This window comes from Stenotrophomonas sp., assembly GCF_032103445.1.
GTDB lineage: Bacteria > Pseudomonadota > Gammaproteobacteria > Xanthomonadales > Xanthomonadaceae > Stenotrophomonas.
Genome location: NZ_DAMDFR010000009.1, coordinates 62469 through 82931 on the forward strand (window position 1 = coordinate 62469; position 20463 = coordinate 82931).

A 20463-nucleotide genomic window follows, 5' to 3' on the forward strand; every position below is an offset into this window, starting at 1 on the left:
GGCCGGTCAGAGTTCGACGCGGCGTGCCTGCATGAACTTGCCACCCCAGTAACCGGTGATCAGGCTGTCCACGCGGACGTCCTTGCCGGTGCTCGGGGCGTGCAGGAAGCGGCCTTCGCCCACGTAGATGCCAACATGGTCGACCCGGCCCTTGCGACCGAAGAACACCAGGTCACCTGCGGCGAGCGCATTACGGTCGTTGATCAGCTGCGCTTCGCCATCACGGGCCATTTCACGCGAGACGCGCGGCAACTCGATGCCCAGTGCGGTGCGGAACACATAGCTGACCAAACCGCTGCAGTCGAAACCGCTGTCCGGCGAGGTGCCGCCCCAGCGGTACGGAGTGCCCAGCAGGGTCATCGCACGGCGGAGCAGGGACTGGACCTTGCCGTTCTCGGCCGGGTCGGCGGCCACGATGGTGCCGTTGGAGGCATCGTAGTTGGCCAGCAGGCGGCTGAGGTCGCCGGCGACCATCGCCGAGCGGTCCATCAGCGGAATCGTGTCATTGGCAGCGAGGTGCGGCAGCAGCGCGGCAAGCGTGGCACTGGCGGCAGCATCGGTCCTGCTGCGGGCCGGCGCTTCAGCCTTGGGCTTGGCAGCAACACTGATTTCGGCGGCCGGGGTGGCTGCCACAACCGCTTCGGGAGCGGCCGTCGGTGCCGTCTGGGCCCAGGCCGGAAGGCTGGCCAGGCAGAGGGCGAAAGCGAGAAGAGCGGGGCGGGCGATGCGCCGTGGGGTGGCGGTCTGGCCTTGGCACGTCAGGTCGGCTGTCGTCACGCGGCGGTCACTGAATAAAAACGATGGGTGATGATGCCGTGGAAAGCGTGTGATTAGGTACAAATTTCGTTAAATTTTCGTTTAACGACGGGTGATGTGCGTCACAGTTTCGTACCTTCGCCGAGTTCAGCTTAGTGCAGAACCCGTTTCGCGCCGGTGTAATGGTCCTTCCAGTAGCTCCCACCCAGCGAGTCCAGACGCACGGTTCCCCCCGTGCTCGGAGCGTGCACGAAGCGACCCTCACCGACGTAGATGCCCACGTGGAAGACATTGCCGCGGTTGCCGAAGAACACCAGATCGCCGGCCGCCAGTCGCTTGGGGTCGATCTTCGGGCCCTGTACCGCCGCCAGGTCACGCGACGTACGCGGCAGCTTCAGGTCGACCATCTCCCGGTAGACGTAGGTGACCAGTCCGCTGCAATCGAACCCGGATTCGGGGGTGTTGCCACCGTAACGGTAAGGGGTTCCGACCAGGCCGATGGCGCGCATCAGCACCGCATTGGCGGCCTGCGGGTTGTTCGGGGTCACCACCGGCCAGGTCTGTGACGCGGCGGCGGGCGGAGCGGGGCGGGTGGTTTTACCGCCACCACAGGCGGCCAGCAGGGCCAGTACGGCGATCAGCGCCAGCTGGGCTGGCAGGCGGGTCAAGCGCGAAACTGGCGTCAGCAGCATGATGTCCGGATAATGCGCGGCCTTGGAAGTCGCCATGATGGCGGCGTAACCGGCGGGCGACAACCCGTCCCACCCGTCTGCCCCGGCAGCCCCAGCACAAGAGTTCCGTATGAAGATCGCAAAAGACAGTGTCGTCCGCTTCCATTACACCGTGGCCGAGCAGGGCCAGGACCCGATCGAAAGCTCGAAGGACCGTGAGCCGCTGGCGATCCTGATCGGCCATGGCAACATCATTCCGGGCCTGGAAAACGCCATGATGGACCAGGAAGCCGGTGCCAGCTTCGAAGTCGACGTCAAGGCCGCTGATGCCTATGGCGAGCGCCGCGAAGGCCTGACCCAGCGCGTGCCGAAGAAGCACTTCGGCAATGCCAAGCTGGCCCCGGGCCAGCAGGTGGTGCTGCAGACCAACTTCGGCCCGCGTGCGGTCACCGTTGAGAAGGTCGGCATGAGCGTGGTCGACGTCGACCTGAACCACCCGATGGCCGGCAAGGACCTGCACTTCTCGGTGGAGATCGTGGACGTGCGCGAAGCCCAGGCTGAAGAGCTGGAGCACGGTCACGTGCACGGCGACGGCGGTCACCAGCACTGAATAATGTAGAGCCGGGCTTGCCCGGCTGCTTGTCGGGTGCCGGGCAAGCCCGGCACTACGGTGCGTTTGCCGGGCATGGCCCGGCACTACACCCCGATCCTCGAGTGCCCTGTGAACCCAGTCGCTTCTTCCCTGCAGCCAGTGACCGGCAGCGACCGCATCGAGGTCATCGACATCCTGCGCGGGGTGGCCCTGCTGGGCATCCTGTTGATGAACATGGAGGCGCTGAGCGGTCCGCTGGACCTCGCCTTCACCGGTATCGATCCGCACTGGCAGGGCGCTGACCGCTGGGCGGATGCGCTGATCTATGTCCTGGTGCAGGGCAAATTTTTCACCCTGTTCTCGCTGCTGTTCGGCGCCGGCTTTGCAATCATGGCGCAGCGCGCTGAAGCGGCGCGGCGCGATTTCACCCCCTTCTACCTGCGGCGCAGCGCCGGTCTGCTGCTGATCGGGCTGTGCCACGCCCTGCTGGTGTGGTCCGGTGACATTCTGGTGCTGTATGCGCTGATGTCGCTGCCTTTACTCGCATTCCGGGAGGCACCGCCGCGCTGGCTGCCGGCCATGGGCGTTCACACCTATCTGTTCGCCTCCGTGTTGATGGTCGGCATGGGCCTGCTGGTCGGCATCGCTGCCCAGGCGGACAGCGCCATGGCCGATGCCGCCGCCGCCGGGCAACGCGCGATCGAGCTGCAGCGGCAGGCCTATGCACACGGCAGTTGGACCGACGCCGTGCTGCAGCGGGCGCACGACCTGCAGGTCAATCTGGGCGGCATGCTGGTCGTGGGGCCGGAGGTGCTGGGCATGTTCCTGATCGGGGCCGGTTTCGCCCGCAGCGGCGCGCTCACAACCCCTGAACTTCATCCGCGCCTCTATCGCTGCCTGCGCTGGGGCGCATGGCCGGCCGGGCTGGTGCTGATGATCATCAGCGCGTGCTGGGTGCCCTACGTCGCCCCGGGGACGTTCACCCCGGCCAGCGGATTCGCTTACGCGCTGTCATCGGTGGCCTCACTGCTGATGTGCCTGGGCTACCTGGGCTGGATCGTGCACGCTCGCGCGCACCTGCGGGTGCTGGCACCGATGGGACGCATGGCGCTGACCCAATACATCCTGCAGTCGCTGGTCGGCACCTGGGTCTTCTACGGTTATGGGCTGGGCGCGTTCGAAAGCCTGCCGCGACTGTGGCAGATTCCCTTCGCACTGGTGCTGTTCGCGTTGCAGGTGCTGTTCGCACATGCATGGCTGCGGCACTTCCGCTTCGGCCCGCTGGAATGGTTGTGGCGTGCGATGACCTATGGGCGCTGGCCGCCGCTGCGTCGCACGCTTGGCACGCACTGATGCACATGCTCACGCCGGGCGTGCCCCGGAACATGGCATGCTGCCGGCGGCTTTTCCGGTGGGACGTTTTCAATGAGCATGCAATACGACTATGACCTGATCGTGCTGGGCGGTGGCTCCGGCGGGCTCGCCGCCGCGTTCCGCGCTGCCCAGCATGGTCGCCGCGTGGCGATGCTGGAACCGGGTGAACTCGGCGGTACCTGCGTCAACGTGGGCTGCGTGCCGAAGAAGGCCATGTGGCTGGCGGCTGATCTTTCCGGGCGTATCGGGCTGGCGGCGGCGCTGGGCTTCGACGTGCCCGCGCGACCCGCGCTGGATTGGAAAGAACTGGTGGTGCACCGGCAGGCCTACATCGCCAACATCCACACCAGTTACCTCAAGCGTCTGAATGACAACGGCGTGGTCCGCGTGCCGCGCAAAGGTCGCCTGGTCGACGCGCACACCGTGGAATGCAGCGACGGCATCCGCATCAGTGCTGAGCACATCCTCATCGCGACGGGCGCACACCCGCAGCGGCCGGACATTCCCGGTGCTGAACTGGGCAAGGTCTCCGACGACTTCTTCCATCTGTGCGATGCACCTGCGCAGGTGGCCATCATCGGCGGTGGTTACATCGCGGTGGAGCTGGCCGGCCTGTTGCAGGCGCTCGGCAGCCGGGTCACGCTGCTGGTACGCGGCGACCGCCTGCTGGAACGTTTCGACGCCGAACTGACGGCGCAGCTGGCGGACAATCTGTGTCACCAGGGCGTCAAGGTGCACTTCAACTATCGGCTGCGTGAGCTGCGCCGCGACGGCGATGCCGTGGTGGCGTACGGCCATGATGGCCCGACGGACGGGCACTTCGATGAAGTGTTCTTTGCCACGGGTCGGCGCGGCAACAGTGCCGGGCTGGGCGCGGAGGCGCTGGGCATCGTGGTCGGCGACAAGGGCGAGATCGAAGTGGATGCCTGGCAGACCACGGCGGTGCCCAGCGTGCACGCGGTGGGCGATATCGCCGGCAAGGTCGGGCTGACCCCGGTGGCGATTGCTGCTGCGCGCAAGCTGATGGACCGCCTGTTCGGCGGCCAACCGCATGCGAAAATGGATTACGAGAACGTGGCCAGCGTGGTGTTCTCGCACCCGGCATTGGGCGCGGTCGGGCTGACCGAAGAGGAGGCGCGTGCGCGCTTTGATGATGTGCGCGTGTACCGCAGCAACTTCCGCCCGATGCTGCAGGCCTTGGCCAACGGCAGCCAGCGCAGCCTGTTCAAACTGGTCTGCGCAGGCCCGGAAGAACGCGTGGTCGGTGTGCACCTGCTCGGCGAGGGCGCGGACGAAATCCTGCAGGGCTTCGCGGTGGCGGTGAAAATGGGCGCGACCAAATCCTGTTTCGATGACACGGTTGCGATACACCCGACGAGCGCTGAAGAAGTCGTGTTGATGCGATGACCCCGCTCGCTACTTCATCCCCGCGCATCGCCGCCTCCGGCATCGCCCTGGCGGCTATCGGCGCGATTACCGCGTCCGGCAAGGCGGTCATCGTCAAACTTGGCTACCGCCACGGCGTGGATGCGACCACGCTGCTGGCGCTGCGCATGTTGATGGCGTTTCCGCTGTTCGCGCTGCTGGCCGTGTGGTCGGCCCGTCGCGCCACCGCACTGTCCTGGGCCGACCGTGGCCGTGTGCTGTGGCTGGGTTTCACCGGTTATTACCTGTCCAGCCTGCTGGACTTCCAGGGCCTGCAGTACATCAGCGTCACCCTGGAGCGGCTGATCCTGTATCTCAATCCCACTCTGGTACTGCTGATCAGCTTGGTCCTGCTGAAGAAGAAGCCGGGCCGTTGGCAGCTGGCCGCGCTGGTGCTGAGCTACCTGGGCGTGCTGCTGGCCTTCGGCCATGACCTGCAGCTGGAGGGCGGGCGCATCCTGCTGGGCAGCGCGCTGGTGTTCGGCAGTGCGCTCAGTTATGCGTTGTACCTGTTCGGTAGCGGGCAAGTGGTCGCGCGCATCGGCGCGATCCGGCTGACCGCCTATGCCAGCTGTGTGGCCTGCGTGTTGTGCGTGCTGCATTTCGCCGTGCTGCATCCACTGCCGGCGCTGCTGCAGGCCCCGGTGCCGGTGTACTGGCTGTCGTTGATCAACGCCACGGTCTGCACGGTGCTGCCGGTGGCGGCGATCATGCTGGCGGTGAAGCGCATCGGCTCGTCGTTGGCCGCGCAGGTCGGTATGCTCGGCCCGGTATCCACCATCGTGATGAGTCTATGGCTGCTCGACGAACCCATGGGCCCCTGGCAGATTCTGGGGACGGCACTGGTGCTGGTCGGCGTACTGCTGGTCAGCCGCGCACGCGCGTGAAGCCCGCGGCTGGGGCTGAAGAAGATACGGCAGCCCAGGCCCGCGCGCGCATTCTGGCGGTGATCCGCGCCATTCCGCGCGGGCAGGTGATGGGCTACGGCCAGGTCGCAGCCAAGGCCGGACTGCCCGGGCGGGCACGGCTGACCGCGCGCGTGCTGGGCATGAATGACGACCCGGACCTGCCCTGGCATCGGGTACTGCGTTCGGACGGACGCATCGCCATGCCGGAGGGCTCGCGCGGCTGGCGCGAGCAGAACCAGCGGCTGCGCGCCGAAGGCGTGCTGATGGAGCGGGGGCGGGTCAAGCACATGCCCCGTGGCGGGGGTGATGACCTGGATGCGGCGGTGTGGGGGCCGGGTTGAGCGATTATGATGGGGGCGGTTCCAAAGGATGCCTCCATGTTTCCGCGACTGCCCACTGTCACCAAGGCCCTGCTGATCGCCAACGCGGTGCTGTTTCTGCTGCAGCAGCCGTTCCTGCTCGGCTACGGCACGTTCGAGCCGTTCATGCTGCAGCCGCTGCGCAGCTTCGACCCGTTCTCGCCCGGCGGTAACTTCCAGCCTTGGCAGCTGCTGACATACGGGTTCCTGCACGGCAACCTGATGCACCTGCTGTTCAACATGCTGGCGCTCTTCATGTTCGGTTCGCCGCTGGAACAGACCTGGGGCGAGAAGCGCTTTCTGATTTTCTACCTCGTGTGCGTGGCCGGTGCCGGCCTGTGCCAGTTGGCAGTCGGCGCGATGATGGTCGACCCGGCTCCGGTGCTGGGTGCCTCGGGTGGTGTGTTTGGTCTGTTGCTGGCGTACGGCATGCTGTTCCCGAACCAGCGGGTGATGCTGCTGTTCCCGCCGATTCCGATGAAGGCACGCACCTTTGTGATCGTGATCGGCCTGACCGAACTGGTGTTTGGCGCAACCAGCTGGCAGCCGGGCATCGCGCATTTCGCGCACCTGGGCGGCATGTTGTTCGGTTGGCTGTTGATCCGCTACTGGCGCGGGCAGCCGCCGTTCAAGCGGCGTCCGCCCGGGGGCGGGCCGCCGAAGCGGCCCAACCATCTGCGCAGCGTCAAGTGATGTGACCGCGTAACCCCATTCAAGGACGACCGCACCATTGAAAATTCTCATTCTGGGCGGTTACGGCGTGTTCGGCGGACGGCTGGCGCGCCTGTTGTCGGATCTGCATGGCCTGGAACTGCTGATCTGCGGGCGCAACCTGCCCGCCGCTCAGGCCTTCTGCGACAGCTACAGCGGCGCGCCGACGGTGCGCCCCTTGCGGCTGGACCGTGCCGAGGTGGCCGCCGCGCTGAAATCCGAGCAGCCTGCTCTGGTCATTGATGCCTCCGGCCCCTTCCAGGACTACGGCGCGCAAGGCTACCAGGTGGTGGAAGCCTGTATCGCCGCGCGTGTTCCCTATCTGGATTTCGCCGACGCCGCCGATTTCGTGTTCGGCATCGACCGCTATGACGCGCAGGCAAAGGCCGCCGGTATCTTCGTGCTCTCCGGGGTGAGCAGCTTCCCGGTGCTGACCGCTGCGGTGCTGCGCGAGATGGCTAAAGCCATGGACATACAGGTCGTCGACGGCGGCATTGCGCCTTCGCCGTATGCCGGCATTGGCCTGAACGTGATGCGTGCGGTTGTCGGATACGCCGGTTCGCCGGTGAAGCTGCGCCGCGGCGGCCGCCCGGGGCAGGGCATGGGGCTGGCCGAGAGCCGCCGCTTCACCGTCGCCGTGCCGGGCAAAGTACCGCTGCGCAACCTGCACTTCTCGCTGGTGGACGTACCCGACCTGCAGGTACTGCCGCCGGAACATCCGGCCATGACCGATATCTGGATGGGGGCCGGCCCGGTACCCGAGATCCTGCACCGCGTGCTCAATTTGCTGGCCAAGGCGCGTGCACGGTTCCGGCTGCCGTCGCTGGAGCCGTTGTCGCCGCTGTTCTACCGGGTGCTGAACCTGATGAAGTTCGGCGAGCATCGCGGCGGCATGTATGTCCGCGCACGCGGCCAGCATGCAGGTGCGCCGGTGGAACTGAGCTGGCACCTGCTGGCCGAGGGCGACGACGGTCCGTACATTCCGTCGATGGCCATCGAGGCGGTGATCCGCAAGCTGCTGCGCGGTGAGCGACCTGCCGATGGCGCGCGGGCGGCCACGCATGCGCTGGAGTTGGCTGATTACGAAGCCCTGTTCGCCGGCCGCTCGATCCACACCGGGTTCCGCCGCGAGCAGCCTGGGGCTGCGTTGTATCCGCAACTGCTGGGCACGGCGTTCGAGACGCTGCCACCGCAGGTGCAGGCACTGCATCGCGATGCGCAGCCGCGGCGCTGGAGTGGCCAGGCCGATATCCGGCGTGGGCGTGGGCTACTCGCGCGCGTCGTCGCCGCCGTGATCGGCTTCCCGAAGGCGGGCGAAGCGGTACCGGTGACGGTGTCGTTCGCGCCTGAGCGCGGTGGCGAACGCTGGACGCGCGACTTTGGCGGCCGCCGCTTTTCGTCGTGGCAGCGACGCGGCGAAGGCCGCAATGACTATCTGCTGGTGGAGCGTTTTGGGCTGATCGACGTGGCGATCGCACTGGTGGTGGAGGGTGACCGGCTGTGCCTGGTGTCGCGTCGCTGGTCGCTGCTGGGCGTGCCGCTGCCGACGTGCCTGTTGCCCAACGGCGCCACGTTTGAGACCGAGCGTGACGGGCAGTTTGTGTTTGATGTGGAGATTGCCGCGCCGCTGATCGGATTGATCGTCGGTTATCGCGGAAGATTGAACCCGGCGTAAAAAAGGGCACCCGAAGGTGCCCTTTTCCAAATCAACGCCAGATCTTGATCTGGTCGTTCTCCACCCGCTGCATCGGCTGGCCCGGTTTGCAGGTGAACGTTGCCCCGAACGCCGGCAGGTTGCTCAGCGGCCCATTGGTGCGCCAGCGACCCGGTGCGCGGATGTCGCCGGTCAGACGCTGTGCGGCCTCGTTCGGCGACAGCTGCTGCGGCCACAGCGCGGCCCAGGCGCGGAAGAAGCCCTGCTGCTGTGCCGGCTTGGCCTTCGGTTCCTGCGCCAGGTAGGCAGCCCAGGCCAGTTCGACGCCGGCGATGTCAGCCAGGTTCTCTTCCTGGGTCACCGCGCCATTGACCTTGGCCCCCTTCACGCCCGGGAAGTCATACGCGCTGTACTGCGCGGCCACGCGGCTGCCGAGCAGGGTCCAGGCGGTCTTGTCGGCCGGGGTCCACCAGCTGCGCAGTTCGCCCTTGGCATCAACCAGTGCGCCCTTGGCATCGACGGCGCGGTTCAGCTCGTGCGCCACCAGTGCACCAAAGCTGCCGAACTTGTCGGCGGCGTCGGCCTTGGCATTGAACACCGGGCCCTGCAGTGCGGCGGCGGTGACGATCAGACGGTTCTGGGCGATGTCATAGGCCAGCGACGGCTGCTGCGGCAGCACGTCCCAGCGGCGGTCGGCATTGCCCTTGCCAATGCGCTTCATTTCCTCGCGGTGGCGCCAGGTGGAGGCGATCAGCATGTTGCCGCCGAAGCTGCCACGGCCCATCGGCTGCACCGTGTAGTCGAGGTCGCGCAGCGGCGTGCCGATCTCGATCTTCAGCGCGGCCAGCTTGGCCTGCGCTTCGCTCTTGGCCTCGGCGCTCAGCCAGCTGCTGTTCTTGACCGCGTCGATCTGCACTTCGCGCACCTTGTCGACGATCCAGGCGGCCTGACGACGATCTTCGGCCGACAGGTGGCGGGCAGCATATTCACGACCGACCATCGGACCGGCGGCGACGTTGATGGCGTTGAGCACCTGTTCCCAGCGCGCCGGGGCCAGGGTTTCGCCACGGATCACGCGGCCACGGAATTCAAACTCGGCATCGCGGTAGGCCTTGGACAGGTACGGGGCCATCGCATCACCCACGCGCCAGCGCAGGTAGGCCTTCCACTGGTCCGGCTTGATCCGGGTGACCATGCCGTCCAGCGCCTTGAACAGGTTCGGGTCGGCCAGCGACACCAGGTCGTCGTTCACGCCCTGCACCTTCAGGAACGCATCCAGCTGCAGGTTCTTGTAGCGGCTGTTGAGGTCCTTGGTGGAGATCGGCGCGTAGTTGTTGAACGGGTTGTTGATCCCGGCCAGCGACTGCGCGTTGCGTGCCAGCTCGGTTTCCAGCGCGATCACCGCCTGTGCTTCGGCATCCAGCTTGGCGGCCGGGGTGCCGGTCAGGGCCAGGATCTGCTTCACATAGTTGCGGTAGCGCCCCATCAGCGCGACCGTGTCGGCGTCGGTGCGGGTGTAGAAGGCCGGGTCCGGAAGACCCATGCCACCCTGCATGAAGTAGCCGATATGGCGGTCGAGCGCCTTCAGGTCGACGTCCGGGGCGAAGTTGAAGGCCACCGGAATGCCGACCTGATGCAGCGCGGCGATCGAGGCCGGCACGTCCTTGGCCTTCTTGATCGCATTGATGCGGGTCAGCAGCGGGGCGATCGGGTTGGAACCGTCGGCTTCCACGGCCGCTTCGTCCAGGCCGCTGGCCCAGAAATCACCCAGCAGCTTCTGGGTGTTGCCCTGCGGCGACTTCATCGCCGCGTCCAGCAGTTCACGCTGCTGCAGGCGGGTGCGGTCGGCCAGCTGGCCCAGCGCGGTGGTCGCGCCGGTCTGCGGCACCGGGTTGGCCTTCAGCCAGCCGGCGTTGGTGGCGTCGTAGAAGTCGGTGCACTGCGCGCTGGCGGCCGGGGTACGGGCGGCCTTCTTCTTCGGCGCGGCGGAGGCATCGGTGATCACCAGGGACGCCAGCCCCAGACCCAGGGCAATGGCAAGCGGACGAAGGTTGGGCATGCGAAACAAATCCGGTCGGATTGAAGACCGCAGAACTATACCAAGCCCGCATGAAAACACCGCATGCCGCACAAACAAAGGCCCGGGAATCCCGGGCCTTTGTATTCATACAGACCTGAAAGCGCTTACCAGATCACAACCTGCTGGTCGCCAGCCCGCGCCATCGGGGCACCGGGCTTGCACTCGAAGGCCGCGGCGAAGGCCGGCAGGTTCGACGGCGCACCCATCGCGCGGAACTGCGCCGGGGCGTGCGGGTCAGTGGCCAGGCGGACCTTGGCGTTTTCCGGGGTGTACTTGGTACGCCACACGGTCGCCCAGTTGAAGAAGAAGCGCTGGTCACGGCTGAAGCCGTCGACCTTCGGGTCTTCCTTGCCGGCCGATGCCTTCTGCAGTGCGTCGTAGGCGGTAGCGAGGCCGCCCAGGTCAGCGATGTTCTCGCCCAGGGTCAGCTTGCCGTTGACCGCCTGGTCGCCCACCTTGTAACCATCGAACTGCTTGACCAGCTTGCCGGTCAGGCCGCTGAAGTTCTTGGTATCGGCGTCGGTCCACCAGTTCTCGAAGTTGCCGGTCGGCCCGAAGCGGCTGCCCTGGTCGTCGTAACCGTGGGTCATTTCGTGGCCGATCACCGCACCGATGCCGCCGTAGTTCAGCGCGTCGTCGGCCTTCGGGTCGAAGAACGGCGGCTGCAGGATGGCGGCCGGGAACACGATCTCGTTCTGCAGCGGGTTGTAGTAGGCGTTGACGGTCTGCGGGGTCATGCCCCACTCGGTCTTGTCGACCGGCTTGCCGATCTTGGACAGGGCGAACTTGTAGTTGAACTCGTTGGCCGCACGCACGTTGGCGAAGTAGCTGTCACGGCTGGTGCTCAGGCCGCTCCAGTCGCGCCACTTGTCCGGGTAGCCGATCTTCGGGGTGAAGGTTTCCCACTTGGCAATCGCCTTGGCCTTGGTTTCGTCGCTCATCCAGGTCAGGCCCTGGATGCGCTCCTTGAGCGAGGCGGCCAGGTTCTTGACCAGCTCTTCCATCTTGGCTTTGGATTCGGGCGAGAAGGCGACCTTGACGTACAGCTGGCCGAAGGCTTCGCCGGCGTCGTTTTCAATGGTGCCCAGCACGCGCTTCCAGCGCGGCTTCTGTTCCTTCTGGCCGTTCAGGGTCTTGCCGTAGAAGTTGTAGCTCTCATCCGCGAAGGCATCGGCCAGGTACGGCGAGGCGGCGTCGACGGTGTGGAAGCGCAGGTAGGAACGCCACACCGACGGGTCGGTGTCGCCCAGTGCCTTGCTCACTTCCTGGTGGAAGGTCGGAATGGCCAGCGAGAACTTCTCAGGTGCGGCAATGCCCTGGGCCTTGAAGAATTCGGTCCAGCTGAAGTTCGGGGTCAGCTTGTCGGCGTCGGCCACGCTGACCGGGTTGTAGTACAGCGACACATCGCGCGACAGCTGCTCGCTGGACTTGGAGGCCTTGGCCAGGCGGGTTTCAAACTTCACCACGTCTTCGGCCTGCTTGGCCGCATCGGCGGCAGCGACGCCCGACAGTTCCAGCACCTTGGCGACGTGGGCCTGGTAGGCCTTCAGCTTGTCGGCGTTCTTGGCTTCGGTGTAATAGGTGGTATCCGGCAGGCCCAGGCCGCCCTGGCTGGCGTAGGCGATGTTCTGCGAGGAATTCTTGAAGTCCGCTTCCGGACCGAAGCCGAACAGCACGTTCTGGCCCTTCGCCGCGCTGCTGCGCAGGTAGTTGGCGATGGCGTCCTTGTCCTGCAGGCCGTCGATGGCAGCCAGGTCGGCCTTGATCGGCTCGATGCCCTGCGCGTTGATCTTGGCGTCGTCCATGCCGGTGGCCCAGAAGTCGCCGACGATCTTTTCAATGCCGGTCGGGTTCTTCACCGCGGCGACCTGTTCGGCCAGCTGGTGCTGCACGGCGACCGAGCGCTCGTCCAGAATGGTGAACGCGCCCCAGCTGGTGCGGTCGCCCGGAATTTCATTGGCGGCCAGCCACTTGCTGTTGACGTAGTCACCGAACGCGGTGCAGGCGTCCAGGTTCTTGTCCAGGTCGGACGGATGGAAGGCGTTGTAGGCCGGCAGCTTGGCTTCGTCGAGCTTGAATGCGGTTTCCGCCGGCGCGGCCGTCGGCGTGGCGGTGGAGGCCGCGCTGTCCGTAGCCGGGGTGTCAGTCTTGCCGCAGCCGACCAGTGCGGCCGAAACGGCCAGGGTCAGCAGAACCATCTTGGGAGTGCGAGCGATCACGTGGTAGGCCTCCAGGCCGAAAGTGCGTGCATGGGTTGCTCCGTGCGGAGCGTGGGGCAGACGATACGCCGCTGGCCCGACCTGCAAGGGTGTCGAAGGTCATGGGCGAAGGCAAGCGGTGCTATGTGAACGCGCCGGGCGGGGCGACAGGCGCGGCCCGGGCGGTGTATACAGCCACAATGAGCAAAGCCACTACGGGTGTGTGGGACGCGGTCATCATCGGCGGCGGGCACAACGGTCTGGTCTGTGCGGCCTATCTGGCCCGGGCTGGAAAACGCGTATTGGTGCTTGAGCGCCGCAGCGTGGTCGGTGGCGCGGCGGTCACCGAGGAGTTCCACCCCGGTTTCCGCAATTCGGTCGCGTCTTATACGGTGTCGCTGCTGCAGCCCAAGGTGATCGCCGACCTGGACCTGGCCGCGCATGGGTTGCGGGTGGTGCCGCGCCGGATCAACAACTTCCTGCCGCTGGAGGGTGATTATCTGCTGGCGGGGCCTGGTTGCACCCAGGCAGAGGTCGCGCGTTTCTCCGCGCGTGATGCCGCCCGGCTGCCGTTGTTCGAGCAGCGCCTGGAGGCGTTTGCCGATGTGCTGCGGGATACCGCGCTGCAGGCACCGCCCAACGTGGGCGAGGGCAGTTGGCTGCGGCAGCTGCCCGCGCTGTGGCGAGCAGGGCAGCTCGGTCGCCGCCTGCACGGCCTGGAACCGGCGCTGCGGCAGGAGCTGCTGGACCTGTTCACCATCTCCGCCTCGGAGTACCTGGATCGCTGGTTTGAAAGTGAACCGATCAAGGCACTGTTCGGGTTCGACGGCATCGTCGGCAACTACGCCAGTCCGCATGCGCCGGGCACCGCCTATGTGCTGCTGCATCACGCCTTCGGCGAAAGCAACGGCGTGAAAGGGGCATGGGGTCACGCCATTGGCGGCATGGGCGCGATCACCCAGGCGATGGCGCGTGCGGCTGAGGCTGCGGGTGCGCAGATCCAGACGGATGCGGGCGTGCTGCGGGTGCTGGTGGAGCAGGGACGTGCGGTGGGAGTGGAAACCAAGGGCGGCGAGGTGATCCGTGCACGCGCGGTGGTCGCCAATGTAAATCCGAAGCTGCTTTACGAACAGTTGCTGGCACCCGAACAGGTTCCTGCGGCCACGCGCGAGCGCATGGCCAACTGGCGCTGCGCGTCCGGCACCTTCCGGATGAACGTCGCCCTGTCGGCGCTGCCGGATTTCACCGTGCTGCCAGGCGCTGGCGACCATCTCACCGCCGGCATCATCATTGCGCCCACGCTGGCGTACATGGATCGTGCGTACAGCGATGCACGCGAACATGGCTGGTCGTGTGCACCAATTGTGGAAATGCTGATTCCCAGCACGCTGGACGATTCGCTGGCTCCGCCCGGACAGCATGTCGCCAGCCTGTTCTGCCAGCACGTCGCACCGGTGCTGTCAGGCGGGCGCAGCTGGGACGATCATCGTGACGAGGTGGCGGACTTGATGATCGCCACGGTGGAGCAGCACGCACCCGGTTTCAGCCAGTTGGTGCTGGGACGGCAGGTGTTGAGCCCGCTGGATCTGGAACGCACGTTCGGACTGATCGGCGGCGACATTTTCCATGGCGCGCTCAGCCTCAACCAGCTGTTCAGTGCCCGGCCGATGCTGGGGCAGGCGGACTATCGCGGCGCGCTGCCGGGGTTGTATCTGTGCGGTTCGGGCACGCACCCAGGCGGCGGTGTCACCGGAGCCCCCGGGCATAACGCAGCGCGGGTGATCCTGGCCGATTGAGGCGGTGTGGACGCGCATGGCGCGTCCCTACGCGATGTATCCGGGGTCCCGCCGGGCGCGCGCCCGGCGAACAACGCCATCGTCCTGCGCACGTAACAATTCGTAGGTACCACGCCCTGCGTGGTACCCGCGCGCAGCGCGGCACAAGCATCCGAAGACCGATCATTGAACGTCTTCACGCCGTGGCCGGCGTTTAGAAATGATCGAAATCGTGTGTCAAATGTTCATGATGTCGGAACGAAAAGCAGCCACGCAGGGCGTGGCTTTACGCGGTGGCACGCGCGTAAGGCGTGCCACCGTCCCGGTTGATTACAACCCGCCGCCACCACACCCCTTGGTGAGGTAATCATCAATCAGCCTCAGCTGATCCCCCATGATCGCCCGTGTCCAGGCCGGCCCATGCGCGTAGTCGGCAATGGCGTGGTACTCCACTGGCTGGCCCGAACTCTTCGCTTTGGCCACAAACCACTCCGACTGTTCGATCGGCACAGTACGGTCGCGATCACCGTGATACACCATCAGCGGGATCTTCATCTCACCCGCCTTGTCCAGCGGATTCAGTCCATCTACGGTCTTCGCCTGAGCCTGGCGGAAGAACGGGTTGGTGTAGAACCGCGCCCAGATCTTCTTGATGTCCGACACACCGGCACCGGCAATAGCGCACTTGTACAGTCCATTCGGACGCACTGAAGCAGCGAACGCCGAATAGCCACCGTAAGAGAAACCGAACATGGCGATATGGCCGGGCTGGGCGATCTTCTGATCGATCATCCACTTGGCACCATCATCCTTGTCATCCTGCATCTTCTGGCCCCACTCGGCATCGCCGGCCATCCACAGCTTGCGGCTCCAGTCCGCCGAACCACGGAACTGTGGGCGCAGCACCGCCATGCAGCGCGAGGCCATCAGCGGCACCCACATGGAACCGTCGAAGTCCATGCCGTCACGACCCCACGGTCCACCATGCGGATGAACGACTGCCTTCCACGGGCCGGCACCGCAAAGCTCGGTGTTCGGGGTGGTCAGGAACGCTGGAATGTCCAGGCCGTCGCGGGCCTTGTAGTACACCAGCTTGGTGGTTCCCAGCGCAGCGGAGTCGATCTGCGGGTACGACTTGGCCAGCAGGCCGAGCTTGCCGTTGTTGAACAGGTAGTACTCCGGGGCTGTGGCGGGTCCGGAGACGGTCAGCAGGAAGGTCTTCATGTCCTTGCTGTAGTCGGTCACCCGCACTGACTTGCCGGCATCGGCTTGAGTCGTGGCGTGCTGCCCGGTAGCTGGATCGACCAGGGTCAGTTCACTGGCCTGGATACCCAGTGCCTGGCGCACGCCCTGCTGCAGCCCCTTGAGGGCAGGGTGGGTCCATTCAATCTCGTTCGCACGCGGCCCGCTGTAGCCCACGCCGAGCAGCGCGCCGAATGGAACCCCGTCGACGCCCTTGTAGCGATTGATATACACCGAGCCTGCATTGAAGAACTTGTGCTCGAACAGCACTTCCTTCTGCTTGCGGGCACTGATGTCGTATTCGTAGATGAGTGTCTTGTCGCGCCCGACGTTGCTCTGCACGAAGGCGATGTTAGGGTCATCGGCAAAGCCCACCACCTGGCTGATGTCGCGATCCTTCACGTAAGACCGGAAGTGCTCTTCCCAGGCGTTGGTGGCCGGGTTGCGGAACTCCGTGGAGATGTAGGCACCGGTGCCATCCACGTCCTGGCGCAGACGCGCACGCAGTTCACTGTTGAGGTCGGTCAGGTAGCCAGCGACGCGCTCCTCGGTCTTCTGGATACGCTGGGAAGTGAAGCTGCGCAGGTTGACCTTGTACACGTCGCCAGAATTGCTGCCACTGCCATTGACGACCAGAATGTGGTCCGGGTCGTTGGGCAGGGTGTCCAGCACGCTGGCATTGGACAGCGCCTGTTCCAGTTCCTCGTTGCGGCTGGTGGCGCGCGGCGGCGAAATGGGCTCCTTCCACTCCTTGCCTTCGATATCCGTGATCAGGAACTTGCTGATGAAGGTCTTGTTGAGTCGGTCAGTGCGCAGGTCATAGGGCTGCCACAGGGTGACGGCCAGCAGGCCGTCCTTGATGAACTGGACGCTCTGGAACTTCATGCGGCCCGCGCCGATCTGGGTCGGGGCCTTTTCCAGGGCGTTGGTGTCCCACACCACGATGACCCGTTCTTCGCCATTGGCACGCAGGCCGGCGATGTGTTTGCCGTCGGGAGAGAGTGAAAGGCTCGAAAGCGCAGGGAAGGCCGCCAGCTGCTCGATGGTGGGTACCGCAGGCTTGGCGTGGAGCAGGGGCGAAATGCCGGCCATTGCGGCCAGCAGCAGAATCCGTTTCATTGATCACCTGTTTGCATGGAGCGGACCAGAACCGGGTGCGCCGGTTCCAGAAACGAAACCGCCGCCCCGAAGGGCGGCGGCTCGCGAAACACTATCAGAACGAGTAGGTCACGTTGGCAAAGTAGCTGCGACCGAAGTAGTCATAGCCACTGTACAGCGGTGCATTGCCCACGGTGTTGTACACGCCCTGCGAGATGGTCGGCGGATCCTTGTCGGCGAGGTTGCGCACGCCGGCCGTGACCGACCACTTGTCGGCATCGTACTGGACCGAGAAAGCCTGCACGATGTAGTTCGGGGTGTACAGCTTGTAGGACGAGTCAGCCGGGTCGAACAGGCCCGGGTTGCGCTCCTCGTAGTAAGCGTAGCTGTCGGTTTCGTCGATCCAGTCCAGACCGTAGCGAACCTGCCAGTTCTTCCACTTGTAGGCCAGGTCCAGCGTGCCGGTGTTCTGCGGCGTACGGATCATGCCCACGGAGTCCACCTTCGGGTCTTCCGGGAACAGCTGGTCGGTCTGTTCCAGGTAATGGGTGACCTGGATGGTCGAGCGCAGTTCGCCCGGACCGATGTCCTTCACATAACGCAGGGTGAAGTCCAGGCCGCGCACCTTTTCGGTGGAGACGTTGATGAAGCCGTTGGTCACGGTCAGCGCGTTGGTGTCCGGGTTGCGCGAGATCAGACGGCAGACACCATTGCCGGCAGCGAAGTCGGCGGCCGAACTGTTGTAGCAGTTGGTCAGGATCGCCGCACCACCCGCATCACGCACGCCGTTTTCGATCTTGATGTCGAAGTAGTCGGCGGCGAAGGACAGGTCGCCGAAGCTGCCGAAGTCCGGCTGCAGCACCAGGCCGACGGTCTTGGCCTTGGAGGTTTCTGCTTCCAGACCGGTTTCTGCGCCACCCTGGGTGTACACGGTCACGCCACTGGTCTGGATGAAGTCCGGGTCGAAGCCCTGCGAGGCGCAGTTGATGTAGCGCATCGAGTTGGGCTGGGCTTCGCCGTAGCTGTCGCAGGGGTCAGCGGTCTGACCGAGGAAGCCGGTGGTGGCACCCTGGTACTGTTCGAACAGTGCCGGCGCGCGGTACGAGGTGCCGTAAGACGCACGGAACGACAGCCACTTCACCGGGGTCCACAGGCCGCCGATCTTGTAGGTCTGGTCGGAACCGTAGGACTTGTAGTCGGTGTAGCGGCCGGACAGGTTGACGGTCAGCTCTTCGGCGGCGGTGACGCCGGACAGCAGCGGCAGTTCCAGTTCGCCGTAGGCTTCGAACACCGAGTCGTCGCCCTTGGTCGGGGCCGAGGCGGTCAGGTTGAACAGGTCCTGGTCAATCGAGTACTGGGACGGCTTGTCGTTGATGCTGGCCTTGCGGTACTCAACACCGAACGCACCACCGGCCGAGCCATACGGCATGTCAAACAGCGGGCCGTTGACGTTGAAGTTGACCGTGGTTTCCTTGTAGAGCGTGTTGCCGGTGACCGGCACGAACACCCAGTTCTTCCAGTCCTGCGGCAGGCGGCCGCCGATGGTGGCGTTGTTCAGCGCCGGAGCCGCGATGCAGCCGTTGGAAGCGTCACGGCAGACGAAACCGCCCGCACCGTCGGAGACCACGTCCAGGCTCTGCGCCAGTCGGCTGGTCAGGAAGCTCTGGAAGGTGTAGTCAGCATCGCTGCGGGAATGCATGACGTTGAAGTCATAGTTCCATTCCGAGCCCAGGTGACCGCGCAGGCCGGCGTTGAAACGCAGGAAGTCGACGGTCTGCTTGCTCTCGTCGTTGCCGAAGCCAATGAAGGCGCGCACGCCCATCGGCTGACCATTGGTGAGGTTGGTGGCCGGACCGGCCACGCTGTCACGCAGGTTGGCCGGGATGAGCGGGTTGCCCACCGCGTAGTCCAGCGACAGCTGGCGGTAGCCGGTCTGGGTCGATTTGCGCTTGTTGCCCAGGAACTCGTAGTAGAGCTCGGCGTCGCCCATGACGCCGATGTCGAAGCCGCCCTGGAAGTACAGGGTGTGGGTCTTGGCCGGCGAGATCAGCGACTGGTTCAGCATCGCGTCGTCGAAGGTATCGCGGGTATAGCTGTCCACGCCCTCGTAGCCAACCAGCCCGGTGGTGATTGCCGAGTTCGGACGCCAGCGGTTGAAGCGGGTACCTGCGCCGCCCGGCGCGGCAACGCCGGTACGGGTGTTGGTGCCGATGGTGTTGATGGTGACGCCGCCGGCATCAAGCGTGTAGCACTTGGACTTGCCGGTCAGCGGGTCGATGAAGTCGCCGCTGCCCCAGTAGTCGCCCACTTCGATGTCGCGGTACTTGTCGGTGGCGCAACGGGTCCAATCGCGATCGCGCAGGGTCAGGTCGTTACGGGTGTAGTACTCGTACGAACCGGAGAAGTGCGAACGTTCACCGGTGCTGCCGAACACCAGCGAGTAACGGCGCTCGTCACCGCCGCCGCCGTCGGTCGCATTGTGCTGGGCTTCAATGGTGACGCCGTCAACCTTGTTCTTGGTGATGATGTTGATGACGCCGGCCACCGCGTCGGAACCGTAAATGGACGATGCACCGTCCTTCAGGATTTCCACACGGTCGACGATGGCGTTGGGTAGCACGTTGAGGTCGGTCGAACCGACTGCGCCACGCGCACCGGCCGGCGACACGCGACGGCCGTTCATCAGGATCAGGGTACGGGTCGGACCCAGGCCACGCAGGCCGAGGGTGTTGGCACCCGGGCCGCCGTCGGTCACGTAGCCGCCGTACGCATTGTTGATCTGTGACGAACCGGCAGTCACGGCGGTGCTCTGCAGTGCAGCGGTGGTCGAGTTGAAGCCGGAAAGTAACGTTTCTTCACGGGTCACCACCTGCACCGGCGACACCGAGTTGAAGGTGTCCTTGCTGATGCGCGAACCGGTGACGGTCACGGTGTCGAACGTCGTTGCTTCTTTGGCCTTGGCGGCCTCTTCAGCCGTCTGGGTCGAGGTGCTGTCCTGGGCGAACACGGGTGCCGAAGCGGCGAACACCATGGCGGTGGCCAGGGCGAAGCTCAGCGGGTTACGGCTGAGCGACTTGCGATTGATCATGAATGGATCCCCTTGGAACGAACGTTTGCGTAAAACACCGGCGACATCGACCAGCAGGCGTCTCCGTGTGCCCTCGGATCAGGTGTTGGCGTTGCTTTGCCCCCCCTGCATCACCAGCTTTACGAGCTGATGACTTGAAGTTAACACAGGCTTAACGCGGCCTGTCAACTGTTCATCAAGAAGTCATAAAGACAAGATTGGCAAGGGCAATCTTTCGTTCTCATTTGCCATGTAAGGCATTGATGTAACTACTTAAAACGATGGTTTCCATTGGAACGATCAAAATCCAAACTGTGACGTATGCACGCTTTCAGGGGTGGCCGGTCGCGCGCCTGTGCTGCGTTGCAGGCCGGAATTGACGCCCGGGACAGCCGTCGGACAATGCGGGACATCGCCGCGCAGAGCTGGGTGCCCGCGTGGCCGCTGAATGCGCAACTTGGATTGCCGCGTTCCACGCGCAACGGGTCGCTGGCGGCAGGGCCAGGGTGGGCGGCCCTGTATAGTGGCGGGCTTTCCCGTTCTGCTTTTCCGG

14 protein-coding genes are annotated in these 20463 nt (G+C 65.1%); 8 read left to right on the top strand and 6 right to left on the bottom strand.

The features are described 5' to 3' along the window. Nucleotides 1-6 precede the first annotated feature (6 nt). Together RT551_RS05590 and RT551_RS05595 are read right to left on the bottom strand one after the other, a co-directional pair. Entirely contained in the window at nucleotides 7-762 is a 756-nt protein-coding gene (locus RT551_RS05590; protein ID WP_313456344.1) for a C40 family peptidase, read from the bottom strand. A gap of 146 nt (nucleotides 763-908) precedes the next feature. Further along, a complete protein-coding gene (locus tag RT551_RS05595) occupies nucleotides 909-1484 on the bottom strand; it encodes a C40 family peptidase (RefSeq protein WP_313456288.1) in 576 nt (191 codons plus the stop codon). 73 nt (nucleotides 1485-1557) lie between these two features. Between RT551_RS05595 and RT551_RS05600 the strand changes: the two genes are divergently transcribed. From RT551_RS05600 to RT551_RS05630, 7 genes are all read left to right on the top strand, one after another. Further along, entirely contained in the window at nucleotides 1558-2037 is a 480-nt protein-coding gene (locus RT551_RS05600; protein WP_313456289.1) for a peptidylprolyl isomerase, read from the top strand. A gap of 75 nt (nucleotides 2038-2112) precedes the next feature. Next, a complete protein-coding gene (locus RT551_RS05605) occupies nucleotides 2113-3372 on the top strand; it encodes a DUF418 domain-containing protein (protein ID WP_313456290.1) in 1260 nt (419 codons plus the stop codon). Between the two features lie 72 nt (nucleotides 3373-3444). Beyond that, the gene (gene gorA, locus RT551_RS05610; RefSeq protein WP_313456292.1) at nucleotides 3445-4800 is read left to right on the top strand and encodes a glutathione-disulfide reductase; all 1356 of its coding nucleotides are present in this window, start codon (nucleotides 3445-3447) and stop codon (nucleotides 4798-4800) included. Continuing rightward, nucleotides 4797-5705, top strand: coding sequence for a DMT family transporter (locus RT551_RS05615; protein WP_313456294.1), 909 nt, complete (start codon nucleotides 4797-4799; stop codon nucleotides 5703-5705). The genes gorA and RT551_RS05615 overlap by 4 nt, the downstream gene beginning before the upstream one ends. Then, nucleotides 5702-6067 carry an MGMT family protein gene (locus RT551_RS05620; protein WP_313456296.1) on the top strand — a complete coding sequence of 122 codons (366 nt, stop codon included), beginning with the start codon at nucleotides 5702-5704 and terminating at the stop codon, nucleotides 6065-6067. The genes RT551_RS05615 and RT551_RS05620 overlap by 4 nt, the downstream gene beginning before the upstream one ends. A gap of 36 nt (nucleotides 6068-6103) precedes the next feature. Then, nucleotides 6104-6778 (top strand): rhomboid family intramembrane serine protease, encoded by a 675-nt coding sequence (locus RT551_RS05625; RefSeq protein WP_311192069.1) that lies wholly within the window; start codon nucleotides 6104-6106, stop codon nucleotides 6776-6778. A 37-nt stretch (nucleotides 6779-6815) separates the two neighbouring features. Then, nucleotides 6816-8471, top strand: a complete 1656-nt coding sequence (locus RT551_RS05630; protein ID WP_313456298.1) for a DUF4166 domain-containing protein — start codon at nucleotides 6816-6818, stop codon at nucleotides 8469-8471. A gap of 31 nt (nucleotides 8472-8502) precedes the next feature. Here RT551_RS05630 and RT551_RS05635 read toward each other — a convergent pair whose 3' ends face one another. Further along, complete coding sequence (locus RT551_RS05635; RefSeq protein WP_313456300.1) at nucleotides 8503-10509, bottom strand: M13 family metallopeptidase; 2007 nt, start codon at nucleotides 10507-10509, stop codon at nucleotides 8503-8505. A 125-nt stretch (nucleotides 10510-10634) separates the two neighbouring features. Further along, complete coding sequence (locus tag RT551_RS05640) at nucleotides 10635-12746, bottom strand: M13-type metalloendopeptidase (protein WP_313456347.1); 2112 nt, start codon at nucleotides 12744-12746, stop codon at nucleotides 10635-10637. Nucleotides 12747-12928: 182 nt separating this feature from the next. On the opposite strand from RT551_RS05640, the gene RT551_RS05645 reads away from it, so the two are divergent. Then, nucleotides 12929-14524 (top strand): NAD(P)/FAD-dependent oxidoreductase, encoded by a 1596-nt coding sequence (locus RT551_RS05645; RefSeq protein ID WP_313456302.1) that lies wholly within the window; start codon nucleotides 12929-12931, stop codon nucleotides 14522-14524. 309 nt (nucleotides 14525-14833) lie between these two features. Here RT551_RS05645 and RT551_RS05650 read toward each other — a convergent pair whose 3' ends face one another. Both RT551_RS05650 and RT551_RS05655 read right to left on the bottom strand, forming a co-directional pair. Then, the gene (locus RT551_RS05650; protein WP_313456304.1) at nucleotides 14834-16864 is read right to left on the bottom strand and encodes a prolyl oligopeptidase family serine peptidase; all 2031 of its coding nucleotides are present in this window, start codon (nucleotides 16862-16864) and stop codon (nucleotides 14834-14836) included. Between the two features lie 94 nt (nucleotides 16865-16958). Next, nucleotides 16959-19931: a TonB-dependent receptor gene (locus tag RT551_RS05655; RefSeq protein ID WP_313456306.1), complete on the bottom strand. Its 2973-nt coding sequence runs from the start codon at nucleotides 19929-19931 to the stop codon at nucleotides 16959-16961. Nucleotides 19932-20463: the final 532 nt, after the last annotated feature.